Raw genomic sequence first — 17,524 nt, 5'->3', positions numbered from 1 at the left:
ATGGCAATCGGCGCAAACATGACGCAGCGCGAACAGGCGCTGGTCGGATCCGGAATCATCGCGATTCTGCTCGCTGTGGCGTTCTGGTGGTTCATCTTCACACCGAAGGCCGTAACGATCGGCGCGCTCAGTGCCCACGTCGATTCCGTCGAGACGAACAATCGCAAGGCGCGTGTCGCGATAGCTCGCGGCACCGTACAGCAGCTGCAGACAGAAGCCGCGCAATATCAGAAGAATCTGGACATGATGCGCGAGCTCGTCCCGACCTCGAACGAAGTTCCTTCGCTCCTCGAAAATGTGTCCACGGCGGCACGGCGCGTGGGACTCGACCTCGCGTCGGTCGAGCCGGTTCCTGTGATTCCCGGCGAGCAGTTCGATACGTACCGCTACAAGGTGTCGGTGATGGGCGGCTACCACGAGCTCGCCGAATTCCTCACCAACGTTGGCTCGCTCAACCGCATCATGGCACCACTGGGACTGGAGCTCAAGATCCACCCGGGCGACAAGGACAAATCGCATCAGAAGGCCGGTGAGTCACTGCTCGACGCAAGCTTTCAACTCCAGACCTACGTCGCACGCACAACTCCGCTTGTGCTGAGCAAGGAGACAAAATGACGACGCAAAAGCGTAACGGCGTTGTGAACCATCCTCTCGCGATTGCAGCGACGTTGGTGATGGCAATTGCCTTGTTGCTCCTGGTGAAGGGTGATGCACATGCCCAGGTCGACGAGGTCGCAGACTCCGCCGGCACTCACGACAGCACGGCCACCGTCACGTTCAATCGCGAAGTCTTTCGATACGATCCCGATGGCCGGCGCGATCCGTTCGTCTCGCTGGTCAAGAGCAGCGAGATCCGGCCCACGCTATCCGATCTGCGACTGACTACGATCGCATTCGATCCGCTTGGGCGGAATTCTGTCGCCGTGCTTCGTGATCTCGGGACGAAGGAGCAGTACCGCGTCAAGGTCGGCACCGCACTGGGCCGCATGCGCGTCGTTAGAATCGATCCAAAGGTCGTCACGTTTGCGCTCGAGGAATTCGGATTCAGCCGTCAGGAAACGCTCGCGATCGGTGATACCACAATAAAGAGGACACCATGAAGTTGCCCCTGATCACCCTCGCCGCGTTTGCAATCGCGCCGGGCCATTCTCTCACTCCTGCCGCGTCACAGGGATACACTGCCTGTTCTGGTGTGTGTCCCAGGACGGCTGCACCGACCGTAACTGGAGTGAGCGTCGTCCCCGCGACTGGCCACGCTGACGTTGTGATCGGCGTTCAGAGTCCGGTCGAGATCCAGGATTTCACACTCGACGCCCCCTACCGCGTCGTCGTGGATATCAAGGGCGCCTCACTGTCCGAGACACCGTCTGCATACGATAAAGTCGCACGCGGCGGAATCACAGACGTCCGCGTGTCACAGTTCTCGGCGACGGTCGTTCGGGTCGTGCTGCAACTGGACGGCTCTCATCCGTACGAGGTACAGCGCGGCAACAACGAGGTGCGCGTCTCGATCAGCGGCGGCTCGGGTGGTTTCGCCTCATGGACCGGCCTCGACGGCCGCGCGGCCGACGTGGCGCACGAAAATGCTCGCTCCAACGATGACGCTTCGCCGTCGATCGCACCGCCGCGCTCCACGATGACGGTCGTGAGTCAGCCGTCGTATCTGCCGAGCGTGCAGCAGTCGACGCAGCCCCGCATTACCGTCACATACCAGGACGCCGACATTCGCGACGTCATCGCCGCCTTTGCCACGTTTGCCGGGCGCACGATCGTTACGGGCCGCGACGTTACCGGAACGGTTACAGCCGAGATCCGGAACCAACCGTGGGACGTCGCACTTCGCGCGATCCTGCAGGGACAGGGCCTTGCGGCTTCGGAAGATCCTGCGTCCGGAATCATCACCGTCGACAGCTACGCCAACGTACAGGCCCGTCAGGCATTCGAGCCGTTGGTTACTCAGCTCATTCCCGTCAACTACGCAAAGGCCGATTCGCTCGTGCCTGTCGTTACCAAGCTGCTCGCAAAGGACTGCGTCGCCGGCGGGCCGGCCAGTGCAGCCGGCTCGGCCGGAAGCGCGACCAGCTTCGGCAACCAGACCTGCATCACGCGTGGCGCGGTTGCGTCGAACCCCGGGACCAACACGCTGATAGTGACTGAGACGCCTTCGCGCATCGCCGGCATCATCAATTACGTCGAGGCACTGGACGTCCGCACGCCGCAGGTCTCGATCAAGGCGAAGATTGTGTTCGTCGATCGCACGAACATCGAGGATCTCGGTCTCTCGTACGACCTCGGCACTCAGAACCAGTTCTTCAGCACGCTCGCGCCGCGCATCGATCCGACCACGCTCAAACCGATCACGAACGCCGACGGCGTACCGATTGGACTTGGCGGCGGCACACCCGTTACGGGGAACAGGATCGCGTTGGGCGGCAACACACTGTCCGGCATTGCGGACGCGAACAATCGCATAGCATCGCCGGCCTTGCAGCTCGTCTACTCCGCTGCGCTCGGTCACTTCTCGCTCACGAGCTTCCTGGACGCTCTTCAGGAAGTACGCCTCGCTGATCTGCAGGCGGAGCCGAGCATCGTGACGGTGGATAACAGGCAGGCAAACATTCAGGTGGGTCAGGATATCCCGGTACGCGTGCTCGACCTGAGCACGCAACAGTCGGGCGCGGCCGGAGCGGTTCAGCCGAAAGCGACAGTGAGCTTCCACTCGGTCGGTATCATTCTCCAGGTCACACCTCACATCACGAACAACCATCAGGTGCTGTTGGACGTTCACGCCGAGAACTCGGATGCGCAGCTCGCAGGATCCGACATCGGCTACGTGTTCAACAAGCAGAGCGCGGATAACCGGCTCCTCGTGAACGACGGCGAAACGGCCGTGATCGGTGGTCTCACCGTCACGCAGGTGACGCAGAGCAAGAGTGGCATTCCGGTCCTCGTCGACCTTCCGCTGGTTGGCAAGCTGTTCGGCGTTACGCAGAAGTCCGAAGAGAAGCGCGACCTTCTCATTCTCATCACGCCGCACGTCATCGACGACGGTGAGCGCGTGAGATCGACTCGTGAGCGGTAACATGACAAAGCACATTAGGCAATCCGTCGAGGTATTCACGGTGCTCGCCCTCGGCGCCCTCGCCCTTGGCGCGCTCGCGTGCAGCGACCAGACGCTGGACGGAACGAGCGATCACACCGTGCCGACCATCGCTCTAGCGAAGGCGACGAGCAGTGTGGATTCTGTACTATCCTTCTCGGCAAGTGTTGGCGACAATCTTGGAATCGCACGCGTACATATAGACGCAACGGGCGGTGTGACAGCGGCATTCGATACCGCCTTTCACTCAGCTGTGACAAGCACAAGCCTCGCCTTCTCGCTATCCGTGCCGCGGAGCGTTCCCGCCGGAACGCCGGTCACCCTGGTGGGAATCGCATATGACGGAGCCGGAAACGCCTCCAAGCCCGACACCCTCAAGCTGGGCACAGGAAATCTCGCGCCGGCCAATGTTGTGATTACGGCACCGGTAACCGGTTCCACCGCTATCGTGGGCAAGTCGACAGTCATTGGAATCACCGGGACCAGCAAGGTGAAGGTTCAGTGGCTTGGCTACCAGACTTCGGGCGCCTTTACATCGTCGGATTCCATCGCGTTCTCGAGTCCGCTCGGCGACTCGACAGCCACGCAGCTGACGATGCCGGTTCCTCCGTCGACTGCCGTTGGCGCGGTGACGCTGACACCATTCATCCGCGACTCACTCGGCAACCGTGGGCTTGGTACGCCCATCACTTTGCAGGTGAAGACGGCGACCGGAGTGAAAGCGGCAGCACTCGTCAACTTCGGATCCGACAAGCGTGTGGAAGTGAACGACACACTTTCCGTGACCGCGACCGACACCACCGGTTCGGGCATAACCGATATCGGCTTCGAGATCAGCGCGACGATCGGCGGGCCCATCGTGGTGCAGGGAGATTCGACTTCCGACGGACACCTGACGTCGCTCCCGCGCAAGTTCAATCTGAAGATTCCAAGCAGCATCGTACCACCGTTCCCGACGACCGTGTACGTCAAGGCATTCGCGACAACAGCCAGCGGCGTGAAGGGTTACGCGAAGCTCGCCAGTGGAGTCGATCGCGTAGATACGCTTGTCGTCGTGGCCGGCGTGACACGTCAGGTACCGAGCGGCGGCACGATTGCGGACGCGATCTATCACCCACGTTACGACAAGCTCTACCTCACGAACATCGATCGCAACGAGCTGGAAGTCTTCAACCTCGCCGATTCCAGCTTCAAGTCGCCGATCGCGGTTGGATCGCGTCCGTGGGGCATCGCCCCATGGCCGCGCAACCCGTCCACTGGTGATTATGGCGACACGCTTCTCGTCGCAAATTCCGGTGGTACGTCGATCGGATATGTAAGCCTCGTCGATCACTCGATTCCGTTCTCGAGTGAAGGGCGGGAAGTGTATCGATATCCGCTGCCTCACATTCGGGCGCTCACGGTGAAGACCGTAGCAGCCACAGGCACGAACCCGCCCGTGAACATTTCGCAGAAGACGCCGTACGACTTCAGCGACAGGCCGCAGTACCTGGCGCCCACATGCCGCACCGCGTCAGCGTTCCCTTCGGGGACGACCTGCGACCAGGTGATTCTCGTTTACTCGACCACGCCAACACCCGGTCAGACGGCACCGTTCGCCAACGAGGGAACGGTGCGCTACGAGAACCTGACCACGAAGAGCTCGCATTTCTTCTTCGAGCAGGCGATGGGTCAGACCGCCGGAACGGCGGACTCCCTCGAGATCGACCGGTTCGGCGTCAATTGCGACAGAAACGGCCAGAACTGTGCGGCCGGCTCTGATTCAGTTCTCGTACCCTTCCAGCAGCCGTTGGGGACGACACCTCACGTGCCAAAATTTGCCGGCGATACCATCACGAAGCTGGATACCACGTTCTACTCGATCGTTGTCCAGCTGCCCCTGATTGGATTTCGCGACACGACGTTCGCGCGCAGCTCCGGGAACTTCGCTCGCGCCATCCTCGGAGAGGGCGGCGCCGTGCAGGGCAGCAGAGTCATCGGATTCAACGCAGCCTTCGGACTGGATTCCACGATCACGTTGTCGAATGGCACCGTCACCAAAATCCCGATACCGGTCGTCGACCTGGGAGTTTCTCCTCCTGAGCGCGTGGCCGATCTCACGGCGAATACCTTCGCTCGGGTAGGTGGTGTCGCCATCAACTTCGACGGCGCGCTCGCCGCAGTTCGCGCGGACTCGATCTATCTCTTCAATCAGGATCTTAGACACCAGGGGACATTCCAGACCGCGACATCCGGCAATCCAGGCTTTGATTTCGATCCGCGCAACAGCGGAAACGGCATCACGGCATCGTCACCACTCAAGTCGTGCTATTCATTCGCGGCCTCGACGGAACCGTCCATCGAGGTGTACGAGAACAATCACTTCAAGCGTATCGCAGTGATCCCGATCAAGAATCCGATCATCGGACCGATCAAATCAGCGGTTCGTCAGCCCAGCGGACAGCTGATTCTTGTTGGCGCGACCGCGAAGGGAGTCGTGATCGTGAACGTGGATCCGACGCTGTTCGGCGGAGCCAGCTGTCCCCCGTAAGATCGGTGGCGCAGGAAACATATCGATAGCAACAAAGCCCGGCGATGAGCCGGGCTTTGTTGTTTCGCTGAAGTGCGGTAGAGAGGACGGTGAGTGCAGCCAGCGCCTATGCGACGCAGAGCGTGGTTGCGGCTGATGCGACGCCGGACGTGGTTGCATGTGGATTGGTCGCACGTGCCAGCTCTGGTGCACGTGGGGGTGGTTGAACCCAGAGGTTCAACTCATGCCAGTGCCACTAGTGAGTCCAGTGCCACAAACTGATCCCAGTGCCACCACGGATCCCAGTGCCGCAAACTGCTCCCAGCGCCACAAGCTGATTCCAGTGCAACAAACTGATTCCAGCCCCACCAGTGATCCCAGTGCCACCACGGACTCCAGTGCCACCGCTGATTCCAATCCTACCACTGACCTCACTGTCGCCAATTCCCGCGAGCCACTTCGTCCACTGTTACGCCTGGCGACAAAACCCGAGCCTCGGCCAACGCCCGAGACACGGGCACTCCGGCACATTCGACCGAGATACCGCGGTATTCTGTCGCCACCGGATGGAAATCGTTTGCCGGACCGCCCCCGCCCGGGTTTATTATTGTCCCAAATGCTTCGTTTTACTACCGCTGGCGAGTCGCACGGCGCTGCGCTCGTATCGATTCTCGAAGGAATGCCTGCTGGCATCCCGTTACTCGTCGAAGATGTCGACGCGCAGCTCGCACGCCGGCAGGCGGGTTATGGACGCGGACGTAGAATGCAGATCGAAACGGACCGTGCGGAGATCCTGAGCGGCGTGCGAGCTGGCGAGACGCTCGGATCGCCGATCGCGATGCTCATCCGCAACCACGATTGGCGCAACTGGCAGGAGATCATGAGTCCGGCGCCACTCCCGGACGAGTCGGCGGATTCCCGTCTCCGGAAGCGGGCTGTCACGCGCCCGCGCCCTGGGCACGCGGATCTCGCGGGAATGCTCAAATACGACCGCGCGGACGCGCGAGACATACTCGAGCGCGCCTCTGCTCGCGAGACCACAGCGCGCGTTGCAGCGGGCGCCGTCTGCCGCACGTTCTTGAAACAACTGGACGTGACAATCGGAAGCCACCTGGTCGAACTGGGGGATGTCGTGGCGCGCCGGCCGGAACACCTGCCCGCCGACCTCAACACGGCGGCCGACAGCTCACCACTTCGTACGCTCGACAGTGATGCAGAATCACGGATGGTAGCGCTCATCGACGAGGCCAAGCGATCCGGCGACACTCTGGGTGGAATCTGTGAGGTGGTAGTGACCGGCCTCCCGGTCGGTCTTGGATCGCACGTTTCATGGGATCGCAAGCTCGACGGGCGGCTCGCCGCTGCCCTCATGTCCATTCCGGCCGTAAAGGGGGTCGAGATCGGCATGGGATTTCAGGCGGCGCGGCTGCACGGATCCCGCGTTCACGATGAGATCGATCCCTCTGAAGATGCGATCACCCGCGGCAGGCTGAGCCGGCGCAGCAATAACGCCGGTGGCCTGGAAGGGGGTATGACTACCGGTGAGCCGCTCGTGCTCCGCGTGGCCATGAAACCAATAAGTACGCTCATGCGGCCGCTTGGCTCGGTCGAGATGACTACGCGCGAGAGCGCCGCATCCACAGTCGAGCGGAGCGACGTCACAGCGGTCCCGGCCATGGGAGTCATCGCGGAAGCGATGGCCGCCTTCATCCTGGCAGACTCGGCGCTCGAAAAGTTCGGTGGCGACTCCCTCAATGAGGTCCGACGGAACCGTGAGGGGTATCTACTGTATCTGGCTGAGCGCGACGGTGGCCACGTGACAGGGCATGACGCTGGGTGACTGCTGACGCGAACGTGAAGCACGTAGTGCTCGTCGGGTTGCCCGGCGTTGGCAAGAGCACCGTCGGTCGAGGAGTAGCAGCTCGGCTGAAGCGCGGCTTCATCGATCTCGACACCCACATCGAACGATCGTTCGGTAAGACAGTAAGCAAGATCTTCGAGGAGGACGGCGAGGCTGTCTTTCGGAAGGCGGAAGCCGAGACCAGCGCGGCGGTTGCCCGCATGGCGCCATCGGTGATCGCGCCGGGCGGTGGCTGGGTACTCAACAGCGAAGCCACAGCACATTTGCTCGGCGCGGGACGTATCATATACCTTAGAGTGGCACCGGAGACCGCTGTTCGTCGTATGGGACGGGGAATCCGGCGAAGGCCGTTACTGTTCAAATCCGGCGACCCGTACGAAGCCATGCGCACGATCTACGATGCGCGCAAGGCGGCATACGAGGGATGTTCGGAGATGACGGTGGAGACAGGCAATACCGCAAGATCCAATGTGATCGCCACGGTGGTGGAGCTGGTGCTTTCCGCCGAGCGAGACTTAGAAAACGGGAATGACTGAAGGAATAGACGGCTATAGCGTACCGCGCCCCATGCGCGTCCTGGGACCCCACGAGCGCAGCCGCTTCACGGCGGAAGCGTGGGGCTACCTGGTCGGCCTCAGCCGGTCGGGGCTACTCGACGCGACGGAGCTCGAGCATGTGATCGAGCGCGTGCTCACCCATTTCGACGGGCGGGTCGCCTTGACCGACCTCCGGCTCGTCCTGGGCGACGGAAGCTCGGGGGGCGGCGACGCTTCTCCGATCACCACGCACTGAAAGAATCAGCAGGTACTCACTACGTATTGAATCCGGAGCAATCCGGCAATGGTAAAATCATGGCAATTCGAAAGACGGCGGCGAAGAGCGCCGGAACAACAAAAAAGAAGACCGTGGCAAAGACCCCGGTCCGAAAGGCCGCTCGCAAGGCGGCCGGCAAGGGCGTGCGCAAGACTGCCGCTGCCGAAGCCGTCGTGTACGATGACGACGTTTCGATGGATGGCAGCGGCAATGGACAGGCGCTAGTTATCGTCGAGTCGCCGGCCAAGGCCAAGACCATCGGGAAGTATCTCGGGCGCGGGTATAAGGTGCGCGCGACGATCGGTCACATCCGTGACCTTCCTGTGAAGAAGATGGGTATCGATGTTGAAAACAACTTCGAACCCGAGTACGTCACGATTCCGGGCAAGGAGAAGACGCTCGCGGAGCTGAAGGCCGCCGCCAGGGAATCGAGCCAGATATATCTAGCGACTGACCCTGATCGCGAAGGCGAAGCGATCGCGTGGCATGTTGCATCGCAGATCCAGCGCAAGGGTGGCGCGCCGATCAGGCGCGTGTTGTTCCACGAGATAACGCGTGATGCGGTACGTGCGGCGATCGACAACGCCGGACAGATCAACGAGCGTCTGGTTGAGGCGCAGCTCGCGCGTCGCATGCTCGACCGGCTTGTCGGTTACAAGGCGAGCCCGATGTTGTGGAAGACGGTGAAGAAGGGCGCATCCGCGGGGCGCGTGCAGACTGTCGCATTGCGACTCATCGTCGAGCGCGAGCGCGAGATTCGCGCATTCAAGCCTGTAGAGTACTGGACGATCGCGGCGTTGCTGGAGAAGGAGCGTCAGGAATTCACGGCAAAGCTGCACCACGTCGATGGAAAGAAGCCAGAGATAACCAACGCGGCGGAAGCGCAGCGCATTCTCGACGACATCGGTGGACTCAAGACGTTCCCTGTAACGGAGGTCAAGCGTCGCGAGCGTCGCAAGAACCCGTACGCGCCGTTCACGACCAGCACACTGCAGCAGGAAGCGGCCAAGCGGCTCGGCTTCGGCTCCAAGCGTACGATGCGACTGGCGCAGGATCTGTACGAGGGCATCGAGATCGGCGCCGAAGGGGCAGTTGGTCTCATCACTTACATGCGTACCGATTCCACACGTGTCGCGGAGTCGGCCGCGACTGCGGCGCGCGACTATCTGAGGACTCTGTTCGGTGAGGAGTTCCTCGCGCGTGGGGGTCCGCAGCTATACGGCGATAGCAAGAGCAAGAACACGCAGGACGCGCACGAAGCCGTACGTCCCACCGATCCGACGCGTCGGCCGGATGCCATCAAACGCTATCTGAAGGATGACCAGTTCAAGCTTTACGAGCTGGTGTGGAAACGCTTCATGGCGTCGCAGATGGCGCCGGCGGTGTTCGATACGACGACCGTGAATTTCGATCTCGGGCGGTACGTGTTCCGTGCGACCGGAAGCGTCATGAAATTCGCGGGCTATCAGGCGCTTTACCAGGAAGCGCGCGAAGCCGGCGACGGCAAGGCGCTCGAAGACGAGCAGGCACTGCCGGCGATGTCGGAAGGGGAAAACATCCCGGTCAAGCGCATCGAGCCGACGCAGCACTTTACAGAGCCGCCTCCGCGATTTTCGGAAGCAAGCCTGGTGAAGGAGCTGGAGCGACTTGGCATTGGTCGTCCATCGACTTACGCATCGATCATCTCGACGCTTGCAGAACGGCGTTACGTACTGCTGGAGCAACGTCGCTTCTTTCCGACAGGTCTGGGAGAGCAGGTTGAGCGCGTGATGGTGAAGAGTCTGCCTGACATATTCAATGTTCAGTTCACGTCGAACATGGAAAGCGACCTCGACAAGGTGGAGGACGGCAGCGTCGACTGGCACGAAATGCTCAGCGCGTTCTACGGCCCGTTCGCCGAGCAGGTCAAGCATGCGGACGTCGAAGGGCTGATCGCCGCTGCGCACGACCTGTCGGAGTTCGAAGGGCAGAAGTGTCCTGATTGCGGCGGCAAGCTCGTCCCGCGCGGTGGATTCTTTGGCCCGTTCATGGCGTGCGAAAACCACCCCAAGACATGCAAGTTCACCCGCCCGCTTCGCGGTGAAAAGAAAGTCGCGCGTGCGACGGACGAGATCTGTCACGAATGCGGTGCTCCGATGGTGGTTCGAACCGGTCGTAGCGGTGAATTTCTGGGTTGTAGCAAGTTCCCGAAATGTCGCGGCACTCGCTCCATGCCCACGGGCGTCAAGTGTCCCAAGTGTGGTGGTGATGTCGCCGTGCGACGGTCCAAGAAACGTGGCAAGGCGTTCTACGGTTGTGCGACCTATCCCGCGTGCGACTTCGTGGTGTGGGACAAGCCGGTCGCGGAAACCTGTCCGGAGTGTGGGTTCGTCGGGGCTGAAGCGAAGTCGAGCAAGGCTCGCGGTGAATACCGCCGCTGCATGAAGTGTCAGAATGAGTGGGAGGCCGCTGCTCCGCCGGCGGAGGCCGTCGTTGCATGACGACGTTGTCACCGTGGTCGGTGGCGGCCTCGCCGGATCGGAGGCTGCGTGGCAGCTTGCTCAACGCGGACATCGCGTAGAGCTGCATGAGATGCGGCCGGTGCGCCAGACACCGGCGCATCGCACCGACCGATTGGCGGAGCTGGTCTGCTCCAACACGTTCAAGAGCACGGAACTGTCCACCGCGCACGGCGCCATCAAGGCGGAGATGCGCGAGTTGGGCTGTCTTGTGCTCGAGTGCGCCGACATCGCGCGTGTTGCAGCCGGCACGGCGCTCGCGGTGGATCGCGATGTGTTCGCGGCCGCGGTGACGGAGCGCATTCTGGCGCATCCCAATATCACAGTGATGCGCGACGAGATCGGCGAACTGCCAGCTGCACCCGCTGTGATCGCCACCGGACCTTTGACCGGCGATTTGTTGGCCGAATCACTCAGACGGAGGCTCGGGAGTGATGCGCTCGCGTTCTATGACGCGATCGCGCCAGTTGTGTCGCGCGAGTCCATCGATGAATCGGTCGTCTTCACTGCATCGCGATACGGCAAGGAGACGATGGACGGCGCTGACGACGAGGGCGCCTATCTCAACTGTCCGATGACGGAGGACGAGTACAACGCGTTCTCCGACGCACTGGCCGCTGCCGATCAGTTTCACGGTCACGAGTTCGACGAGGTTCCGTACTTTTCCGGTTGCATGCCGGTGGAAGAGATGAACTCGCGCGGCCGTGAGACGCTGCGCTTTGGCCCGCTCAAGCCGGTCGGACTTGCGGACCCGCGAACGGGAAGGCGACCTCATGCGGTGGTTCAGTTGCGACGTGAGGATCGCGCCGAACGTCTGTGGAACCTGGTTGGATTTCAGACGCGCTTGCGCATACCCGAACAGCAGCGTGTTTTTCGCATGATCCCGGGACTCGGGAACGCGGAGTTTCTGCGTTACGGGTCGATCCATCGCAACTCGTACGTCAATTCGCCGAGCGTGCTCACGTCGGCGCTGACGTTACGTGATGACCCGCAGATCTTTTTGGCTGGCCAGATCACCGGCGTGGAGGGATACACCGAGAGTACAGCTTCCGGATTGCTTGCCGGCATGAATCTCTCACGCGTCATGAGTGGCCTCGACCCGATCGTGCCGCCCGGCACCACGATGCTCGGCGCGCTTTACCGTTATCTGCGAGAGGCGGATCCACGGCATTTCCAGCCGATGAATGCGAACTTCGGTCTGGTGGATGATCTGGATGAGCGCATTCGCGACAAGCGCTTGAAGAAGGAGCGCATGGCGGAACGGGCTGTGCGCGAAATGCGCGCTTGGCGGGACGAGATGTCGATCGAGCCGGTGGCGGCGTCGGCATGAGCGAAGAGATCGATCGCGTCGCGGAGTTTCTCGAGCACATGGAGAAGGAGCGGAACGTATCGCCCAACACCATCAAGGCTTACACGCGCGACCTTGCCGAGTTCACCGCATACCTTGGCAGTTATTACGGTGTCGAGAGCTGGTCGTGGCAGGGATTGGATCGGCTCGCAATCCGCGGCTTTCTGGCGCATCTCGTGCGTCGCGGAGTCAGCAAGCGTTCGGCGGGTCGGTCGCTGTCTGCAGTGCGATCGTTTTACAAGTACCTGCACAGAAACGAGATCGTCGAGGCAAATCCAGCACGTGCCGTTGCAGCGCCGAAGCGCGACAAGTACCTGCCCGAATATCTCGACATTGCTCAGATGGGCACGTTGTTCAGCGCTGCGGAAACGCGCGCCCATGATGGAAAGTTCACCGACGTTCGGAATCTTGCGATGCTGGAGTTGTTCTATTCCGCGGGTTTGCGATTATCCGAGCTCCGCGGCATCAACCGTGACTCTCTGGATCTGCTGGCCAATCAGGTAAAGGTGCGCGGCAAGGGCCGAAAGGAGCGCATCGTTCCGCTGGGTGATCGCGCGACGCTTGCTCTCCGCAATTACGAATCGAAGCGGGACGAGCTGCTACGCGTCATCGGACCAACTGGCGATCGAACAGCATTTTTTCTGTCGGCGAGGGGGCGCCGGATCAGTACGCGTGCGCTCCAGAACGCTGTCACAACTCTGCTGGATCTGGTGAGCGAGGGCTCGGGTCTATCCACGCACTCGCTGCGACACACGTTCGCGACGCACATGCTCGATGCTGGAGCCGACCTCCGTGCGGTTCAGGAATTGCTGGGCCACGCATCGGTGCAGACGACGCAGATCTACACGCATACCAGTGTCGAGCGCCTCAAGCAGGCGTACAAGTCGGCCCACCCGCGCGCCTAGCGTGCAGCCCTCGCTGATGGCGTTGTACCTGTTTGTTCAGGGGAAGTCATGGACGGTGGAGCGTCGCCACGAAGCTGTCGATGGCGATGCTCGTCCGCAGAACGCGGAAGCGTCCGGGCTATTTCTGTTCTTCACAGCGGCCGACGGCGAGATAAGGCGAAGCGAGATCGCGGCGGATTTCCCGGAAGAACCGGCCGCTCGACTGCTTGAGTCGGTGTGGCGCTTCGCGGAAGTGATGCGCGTTGCGGATCTGGGCGAGATGAGCAGCCGGGGGGAGATAGTCATGCCCCGGATGCGGGACGTCGTGCGCGAATTCGCACGTGCACTCAGGCTGCGCTGTCCGAATTGCGGTGGGGCCAGGGTCCTGCGCACGTGGTTCAAGCTGCAGCATCGCTGCGCGCAGTGCGGAATCCGGCTCGATCGCGGCGAGGCCGATGATTATTTCCTCGGCGGGATGTTCTTCAACATCGTGCTGGCGGAAATCATTTTCGCGCTGGTGCTTCTCGTAGTGGTGATCGTGATGTGGCCGAACGTGCCGTGGGCCGGCGTCGAATACTCGTTGATCGTCGCGATGATCGCAGCACCGATCGTTCTCTATCCTGTATCGCGGCTGATGTGGCTGGCGCTGGACCTGTTGCTACGGCCGCCGGATGAGGCGGAAATGGCGTGGCACGCGAGTGAGGAGGAGTAGAAAGCTCGTCATTCCCGTATTCGCGGCAATGACGACCTCCGGTCCGCATCTCTACGCCGCGCTCTCCTTGTACCCCGTCTGGCCAACGAGTCTGTCGTAGACGTCGGCTACGAGCCGGTAACACTCGCAGGAGACCTTCTCCAGCCCCTCTCTGTCGACGATTGTTATTTCTCCGCGCCGGTATCGAATGAGTCCGGCTCTCTGGAGGTTGCCCGCCGCGACCGTGACGCCAGCGCGGCGAACGCCAAGCATGACGGCGAGTGCTTCGTGCGTGAGGTGGAACTGATCGCCCGGAACCCTGTCATGTGTCATCAGGAGCCATCGTGCGCAACGCTGCCGGAGCGAGTGCCGCTGGTTGCACACTACCGACTGTCCGATCTGGGTGAACATCGCGTGGGCATAGCGCAGCATCACCGTGCGGAGATTATCGTCGGACCGGAGCAGCTCGGTAAACCGGTCCGCAGTCATGACAGCGGATCTTCCGCCGATCTGGACGAAGAAGCGCATGTTTGCCATCTCGGTGCCAAAAACTGTCGGCAGGCCAATCATCCCTTCCTGGCCGACCGTCGCAACCTCGCCTTGTGTCGCGCCGAGGGGGGCCGTCATCGATATCACCGAATCGAGAGGGAAATAGATTCGGTTCACCATGTCGCCGGGCCCGTACAGTTCGGCGTGAGTGGGGGTGTTGATGATTACGAGATCCTCAGCGAGTCGCTTGATCGACGCGGACGGGAGCGCGCGGAGGAGCAGATTTTCGTCGTAAGTATCCATGGTACGGTTTAGTGCAAACAGCTTGCCGGTACATTATGGTACTGAATATCGTTGTATAGAATCCATACAGGTCGTCAATTATCGAATTCGCAATTTGCCCGGTTTTGGCTGTATTATATCATCGTTACGTCGCGCGGCACCCCGGAAAGTGAACACTTCTCGAAAATATTTCCGATTCCTTAGTGCCCCTACGAGGATACAGAGGGCACCGGCCAGTATGGTCACGGTTTCGAAGCGCCAGTCGCTGCCAATCAGCGCAGCACCTAGTAGCACGATTCCTACACCTGCGACGAATTCGCCCTTGAGGTCGATTGTGGCTCGGCGGCGGCGGCGCCGATCCCGCATCGGGCCAATCGTCTGCGGGCCCCAGGAATCCCAGATGATGCCGAGTCCCATCAGGATTACTACCGCGCCCAGCAGTACTGGCACTTCATAGACGCTCACGATTGCTCCGTTGTCTCGTCCCATCCGGCTGGCTGCAGCCAATCCGGCCGCTCCGTCATCTCAGAGTGCAAAAAGGGGGCGCACGGCTATTTCTTTAGGTATGCACAGCATACTTCCGACCATTCGCGCCACGACGATCCTGGCCGTGCGCCGCAATGGTCAGGTCGCACTCGGCGGCGACGGTCAGGTCACCGTCGGCGACACGGTAATGAAATCCAACGCTCAGAAGGTTCGCACGCTCCAGAACGGCCGGTTGCTCGCCGGTTTCGCGGGCGCTGCGGCTGACGCGTTCACCCTATTCGAGAAGTTCGAGGAAAAGCTGAAGCGCTTTCCGGACAACCTTCCGCGGGCGGCGGTCGATCTTGCCAAGGACTGGCGAAGCGACCGGGTTCTCAGGCGACTCGAAGCGTTGCTGGTCGTTGCGTCACGCGAGCATGGCTTCATCATCTCGGGAACCGGCGACATCATAGAGCCGGACGACGGAATTCTCGCAATCGGGTCTGGCGGTACGTATGCGCTCGCCGCAGCGCGAGCGCTGGTCGAGAGCACGGAACTCGATGCGCGCGACATCGTGCGGCGCGCGCTGACGATCGCCGGCGAGATCTGCATCTATACCAATACGAACATCACCATCATCGAGCCGGGAGCATAGCCATGGCCTCACCACGCACGCAACAGGCGCTGGCGAAGCTGGCCGATCTCACTCCGCGGCAGATCGTTCGCGAGCTGGATCGTTACATAGTGGGGCAGGGAGACGCGAAGCGCGCGGTGGCGATCGCGCTCAGGAACCGGTGGCGCAGACAGCGTGCGCCGGACTCGATTCGCGATGAGATCTCGCCCAACAACATCATACTCGTCGGTCCTACCGGCGTCGGAAAGACGGAGATCGCGCGTCGCCTGGCAAAGCTCGCCGGCGCTCCGTTCGTAAAGGTCGAGGCATCCAAGTTCACCGAAGTCGGATACGTGGGCCGCGACGTCGAATCGATGGTTCGCGATCTCGTAGAGGCGGCGATCAGCATGGTCCGCGACGATCGGGAGAGCGAAGTGGAAGAGCTCGCGAACGAGCGTGTCGATGATCGGCTCCTTGATCTGCTGCTTCCCATGCCGGAAGAGGCAAAACCGGCGAGCGACGTTCAGACGGCGGCAAACGACGAGCAGGTGTTCTTCGTCTCCGAGAGCGGCGGTGTGACGAAGGAAGTGGAAGTTGCGCGCGATCGTTACCAGCGCACCCGCGACAAGCTCAAGGCGCTCCTCCTGGCGGGAGAGCTGGACAACCGTGAAGTCGAAATCGAAGTACAGCAGAACGCGCCGGTGATGTTCGACATGATGGTGCCGCAGGGAGCACCAGAAGGAATGGAGAATTTCTCCGACATGCTCCGCGACATGATGCCCAAGCGTACGCGGAAGCGTACGGTGAAGGTGCCGGAAGCGCGCAGAATCCTGATGGATGAAGAGCTGGGGAAACTCATCGATCAGGACGAGCTGGTGACCGACGCACTCGAACGCGTCGAGCAGATGGGGATCATCTTCCTCGACGAGATCGACAAGATCGCGGGCCAGCGGGGCGACACCGGCGGCCCCGACGTCTCACGCGAGGGCGTACAGCGTGACCTGTTGCCGATCGTCGAAGGCTCGACTGTATCGACCAAGTACGGCAACGTGAAGACGGACCACGTCCTGTTTGTGGCCGCCGGCGCGTTCCACGTGTCCAAGCCCAGTGATCTCATTCCCGAGCTGCAGGGTCGTTTCCCGATCCGCGTCGAACTCAAGCCGCTCACCGAAGCTGATTTCGTGCGCATAATGACGGAGCCGGAAAACGCACTCACCAAGCAGTACGCCGCACTCGTCGAGTCCGAAGGTGCGTCGCTGACGTTCACGACCGACGGCGTTGCGGAGATTGCGCGAACGGCCGCACATGCCAATGATCGAATGGAAAACATCGGTGCACGACGACTGCATACGGTGATGACTACGCTGCTCGAGGATGTACTGTACGAGCTTCCGGACGGCTGCAAGGAGCCGGTGAACGTCGATGCGGCGATGGTTAAGTCGCGGCTCGCGAAGGTGGTGGAAGACGAGGACCTGCGACGGTACATCCTTTGAGGCACTGACATGCTGATGGATTCGGCGGCGATCCTCAACGTTCTGGCCCACAGATACCCGTTCCTGCTCGTCGACTCCATCAACGTGATCGAGCCCGGACGGCGCGTGGAGGGAATCAAGCGTGTCACGGGCGGCGAGTGGTTCGGGGCGGCGTGGCACCCGCAAGATTCGGCGATGCCGAACACTCTTGCGATCGAAGCGCTGGCACAGACATCTGCGGCGCTCCTGCTCGGGCTGGTGGATGCCCGTGCAGGGGTGGTGGGCTATTTTGCGGCGATCGAGCGGGTGCGTCTCCGTGACCCGGCAGTGGCCGGTGACACCCTCGTTCTGAGCGTCGAGTTGGAGAGCTTCCGGCGTGGCATAGCTCATCTGAAGGGCCGCGCCACGGTGAACGGGCGCCGCGTTGCATCCGCGAGCTTCACAACTATCGTTCGCGCGGCCGCCTGAGTCCACTAGAATTGATGAGGCAGAACCAGTAGAC

Annotated in this window: 16 protein-coding genes; 14 read left to right on the top strand and 2 right to left on the bottom strand. The window is 61.4% G+C overall.

The annotated features are described in order from the left end of the window. From pilO to V4529_14100, 11 genes are all read left to right on the top strand, one after another. Complete coding sequence (pilO, locus tag V4529_14150; GenBank protein ID MES2359471.1) at positions 1 to 615, top strand: type 4a pilus biogenesis protein PilO; 615 nt, start codon at positions 1 to 3, stop codon at positions 613 to 615. Continuing rightward, positions 612 to 1,100 (top strand): hypothetical protein, encoded by a 489-nt coding sequence (locus tag V4529_14145; protein MES2359470.1) that lies wholly within the window; start codon positions 612 to 614, stop codon positions 1,098 to 1,100. The genes pilO and V4529_14145 overlap by 4 nt, the downstream gene beginning before the upstream one ends. Then, positions 1,097 to 3,082: an AMIN domain-containing protein gene (locus V4529_14140; GenBank protein MES2359469.1), complete on the top strand. Its 1,986-nt coding sequence runs from the start codon at positions 1,097 to 1,099 to the stop codon at positions 3,080 to 3,082. The genes V4529_14145 and V4529_14140 overlap by 4 nt, the downstream gene beginning before the upstream one ends. A 1-nt stretch (position 3,083) precedes the next feature. Beyond that, on the top strand, positions 3,084 to 5,630 hold the full coding sequence (locus tag V4529_14135; GenBank protein ID MES2359468.1) for a hypothetical protein: 2,547 nt from the start codon (positions 3,084 to 3,086) through the stop codon (positions 5,628 to 5,630). Between the two features lie 595 nt (positions 5,631 to 6,225). Beyond that, the gene (aroC, locus tag V4529_14130) at positions 6,226 to 7,449 is read left to right on the top strand and encodes a chorismate synthase (GenBank protein ID MES2359467.1); all 1,224 of its coding nucleotides are present in this window, start codon (positions 6,226 to 6,228) and stop codon (positions 7,447 to 7,449) included. Beyond that, a complete protein-coding gene (locus tag V4529_14125; GenBank protein ID MES2359466.1) occupies positions 7,446 to 8,006 on the top strand; it encodes a shikimate kinase in 561 nt (186 codons plus the stop codon). Before aroC ends, V4529_14125 begins: the two co-directional genes overlap by 4 nt. Next, complete coding sequence (locus V4529_14120; protein ID MES2359465.1) at positions 7,999 to 8,262, top strand: DUF494 family protein; 264 nt, start codon at positions 7,999 to 8,001, stop codon at positions 8,260 to 8,262. Before V4529_14125 ends, V4529_14120 begins: the two co-directional genes overlap by 8 nt. A gap of 59 nt (positions 8,263 to 8,321) precedes the next feature. Continuing rightward, on the top strand, positions 8,322 to 10,763 hold the full coding sequence (gene topA, locus V4529_14115; protein MES2359464.1) for a type I DNA topoisomerase: 2,442 nt from the start codon (positions 8,322 to 8,324) through the stop codon (positions 10,761 to 10,763). Continuing rightward, on the top strand, positions 10,756 to 12,111 hold the full coding sequence (gene trmFO / locus V4529_14110) for a methylenetetrahydrofolate--tRNA-(uracil(54)-C(5))-methyltransferase (FADH(2)-oxidizing) TrmFO (GenBank protein MES2359463.1): 1,356 nt from the start codon (positions 10,756 to 10,758) through the stop codon (positions 12,109 to 12,111). The genes topA and trmFO overlap by 8 nt, the downstream gene beginning before the upstream one ends. Then, positions 12,108 to 13,034, top strand: coding sequence for a tyrosine recombinase XerC (locus V4529_14105; protein MES2359462.1), 927 nt, complete (start codon positions 12,108 to 12,110; stop codon positions 13,032 to 13,034). The genes trmFO and V4529_14105 overlap by 4 nt, the downstream gene beginning before the upstream one ends. Before the next feature lies 1 nt (position 13,035). Next, positions 13,036 to 13,725 (top strand): DUF983 domain-containing protein, encoded by a 690-nt coding sequence (locus V4529_14100; GenBank protein ID MES2359461.1) that lies wholly within the window; start codon positions 13,036 to 13,038, stop codon positions 13,723 to 13,725. Positions 13,726 to 13,776: 51 nt separating this feature from the next. On the opposite strand, the gene V4529_14095 is transcribed toward V4529_14100, so the two are convergent. Together V4529_14095 and V4529_14090 are read right to left on the bottom strand one after the other, a co-directional pair. Further along, positions 13,777 to 14,496, bottom strand: coding sequence for a Crp/Fnr family transcriptional regulator (locus tag V4529_14095; GenBank protein MES2359460.1), 720 nt, complete (start codon positions 14,494 to 14,496; stop codon positions 13,777 to 13,779). Positions 14,497 to 14,574: 78 nt separating this feature from the next. Continuing rightward, positions 14,575 to 14,940: a hypothetical protein gene (locus V4529_14090; GenBank protein ID MES2359459.1), complete on the bottom strand. Its 366-nt coding sequence runs from the start codon at positions 14,938 to 14,940 to the stop codon at positions 14,575 to 14,577. Positions 14,941 to 15,040: 100 nt separating this feature from the next. On the opposite strand from V4529_14090, the gene hslV reads away from it, so the two are divergent. Genes hslV through V4529_14075 form a run of 3 tightly spaced genes read left to right on the top strand, consistent with a single transcriptional unit; the run spans position 15,041 to position 17,490 of the window. After that, positions 15,041 to 15,592 carry an ATP-dependent protease subunit HslV gene (gene hslV / locus V4529_14085; protein MES2359458.1) on the top strand — a complete coding sequence of 184 codons (552 nt, stop codon included), beginning with the start codon at positions 15,041 to 15,043 and terminating at the stop codon, positions 15,590 to 15,592. A gap of 2 nt (positions 15,593 to 15,594) precedes the next feature. Next, the gene (gene hslU / locus V4529_14080) at positions 15,595 to 17,043 is read left to right on the top strand and encodes an ATP-dependent protease ATPase subunit HslU (GenBank protein MES2359457.1); all 1,449 of its coding nucleotides are present in this window, start codon (positions 15,595 to 15,597) and stop codon (positions 17,041 to 17,043) included. Positions 17,044 to 17,052: 9 nt separating this feature from the next. Next, positions 17,053 to 17,490: a 3-hydroxyacyl-[acyl-carrier-protein] dehydratase FabZ gene (locus tag V4529_14075; GenBank protein MES2359456.1), complete on the top strand. Its 438-nt coding sequence runs from the start codon at positions 17,053 to 17,055 to the stop codon at positions 17,488 to 17,490. Positions 17,491 to 17,524 lie beyond the last annotated feature (34 nt).

The sequence above is a fragment of the Gemmatimonadota bacterium genome, from assembly GCA_040388625.1.
Classification (GTDB): Bacteria; Gemmatimonadota; Gemmatimonadetes; order Gemmatimonadales; family Gemmatimonadaceae; genus Fen-1247.
This window is presented reverse-complemented; position numbering and strand designations above follow the sequence as displayed.

Coding starts and splice junctions, on each gene's coding strand:
- pilO (MES2359471.1), top strand. CDS start 1: ATGGCAATCGGCGCAAACATGACGCAGCGCGAACAGGCGCTGGTCGGA.
- V4529_14145 (MES2359470.1), top strand. CDS start 612: ATGACGACGCAAAAGCGTAACGGCGTTGTGAACCATCCTCTCGCGATT.
- V4529_14140 (MES2359469.1), top strand. CDS start 1,097: ATGAAGTTGCCCCTGATCACCCTCGCCGCGTTTGCAATCGCGCCGGGC.
- V4529_14135 (MES2359468.1), top strand. CDS start 3,084: ATGACAAAGCACATTAGGCAATCCGTCGAGGTATTCACGGTGCTCGCC.
- aroC (MES2359467.1), top strand. CDS start 6,226: ATGCTTCGTTTTACTACCGCTGGCGAGTCGCACGGCGCTGCGCTCGTA.
- V4529_14120 (MES2359465.1), top strand. CDS start 7,999: ATGACTGAAGGAATAGACGGCTATAGCGTACCGCGCCCCATGCGCGTC.
- topA (MES2359464.1), top strand. CDS start 8,322: ATGGCAATTCGAAAGACGGCGGCGAAGAGCGCCGGAACAACAAAAAAG.
- V4529_14105 (MES2359462.1), top strand. CDS start 12,108: ATGAGCGAAGAGATCGATCGCGTCGCGGAGTTTCTCGAGCACATGGAG.
- V4529_14095 (MES2359460.1), bottom strand. CDS start 14,496: ATGGATACTTACGACGAAAATCTGCTCCTCCGCGCGCTCCCGTCCGCG.
- hslV (MES2359458.1), top strand. CDS start 15,041: ATGCACAGCATACTTCCGACCATTCGCGCCACGACGATCCTGGCCGTG.
- hslU (MES2359457.1), top strand. CDS start 15,595: ATGGCCTCACCACGCACGCAACAGGCGCTGGCGAAGCTGGCCGATCTC.
- V4529_14075 (MES2359456.1), top strand. CDS start 17,053: ATGCTGATGGATTCGGCGGCGATCCTCAACGTTCTGGCCCACAGATAC.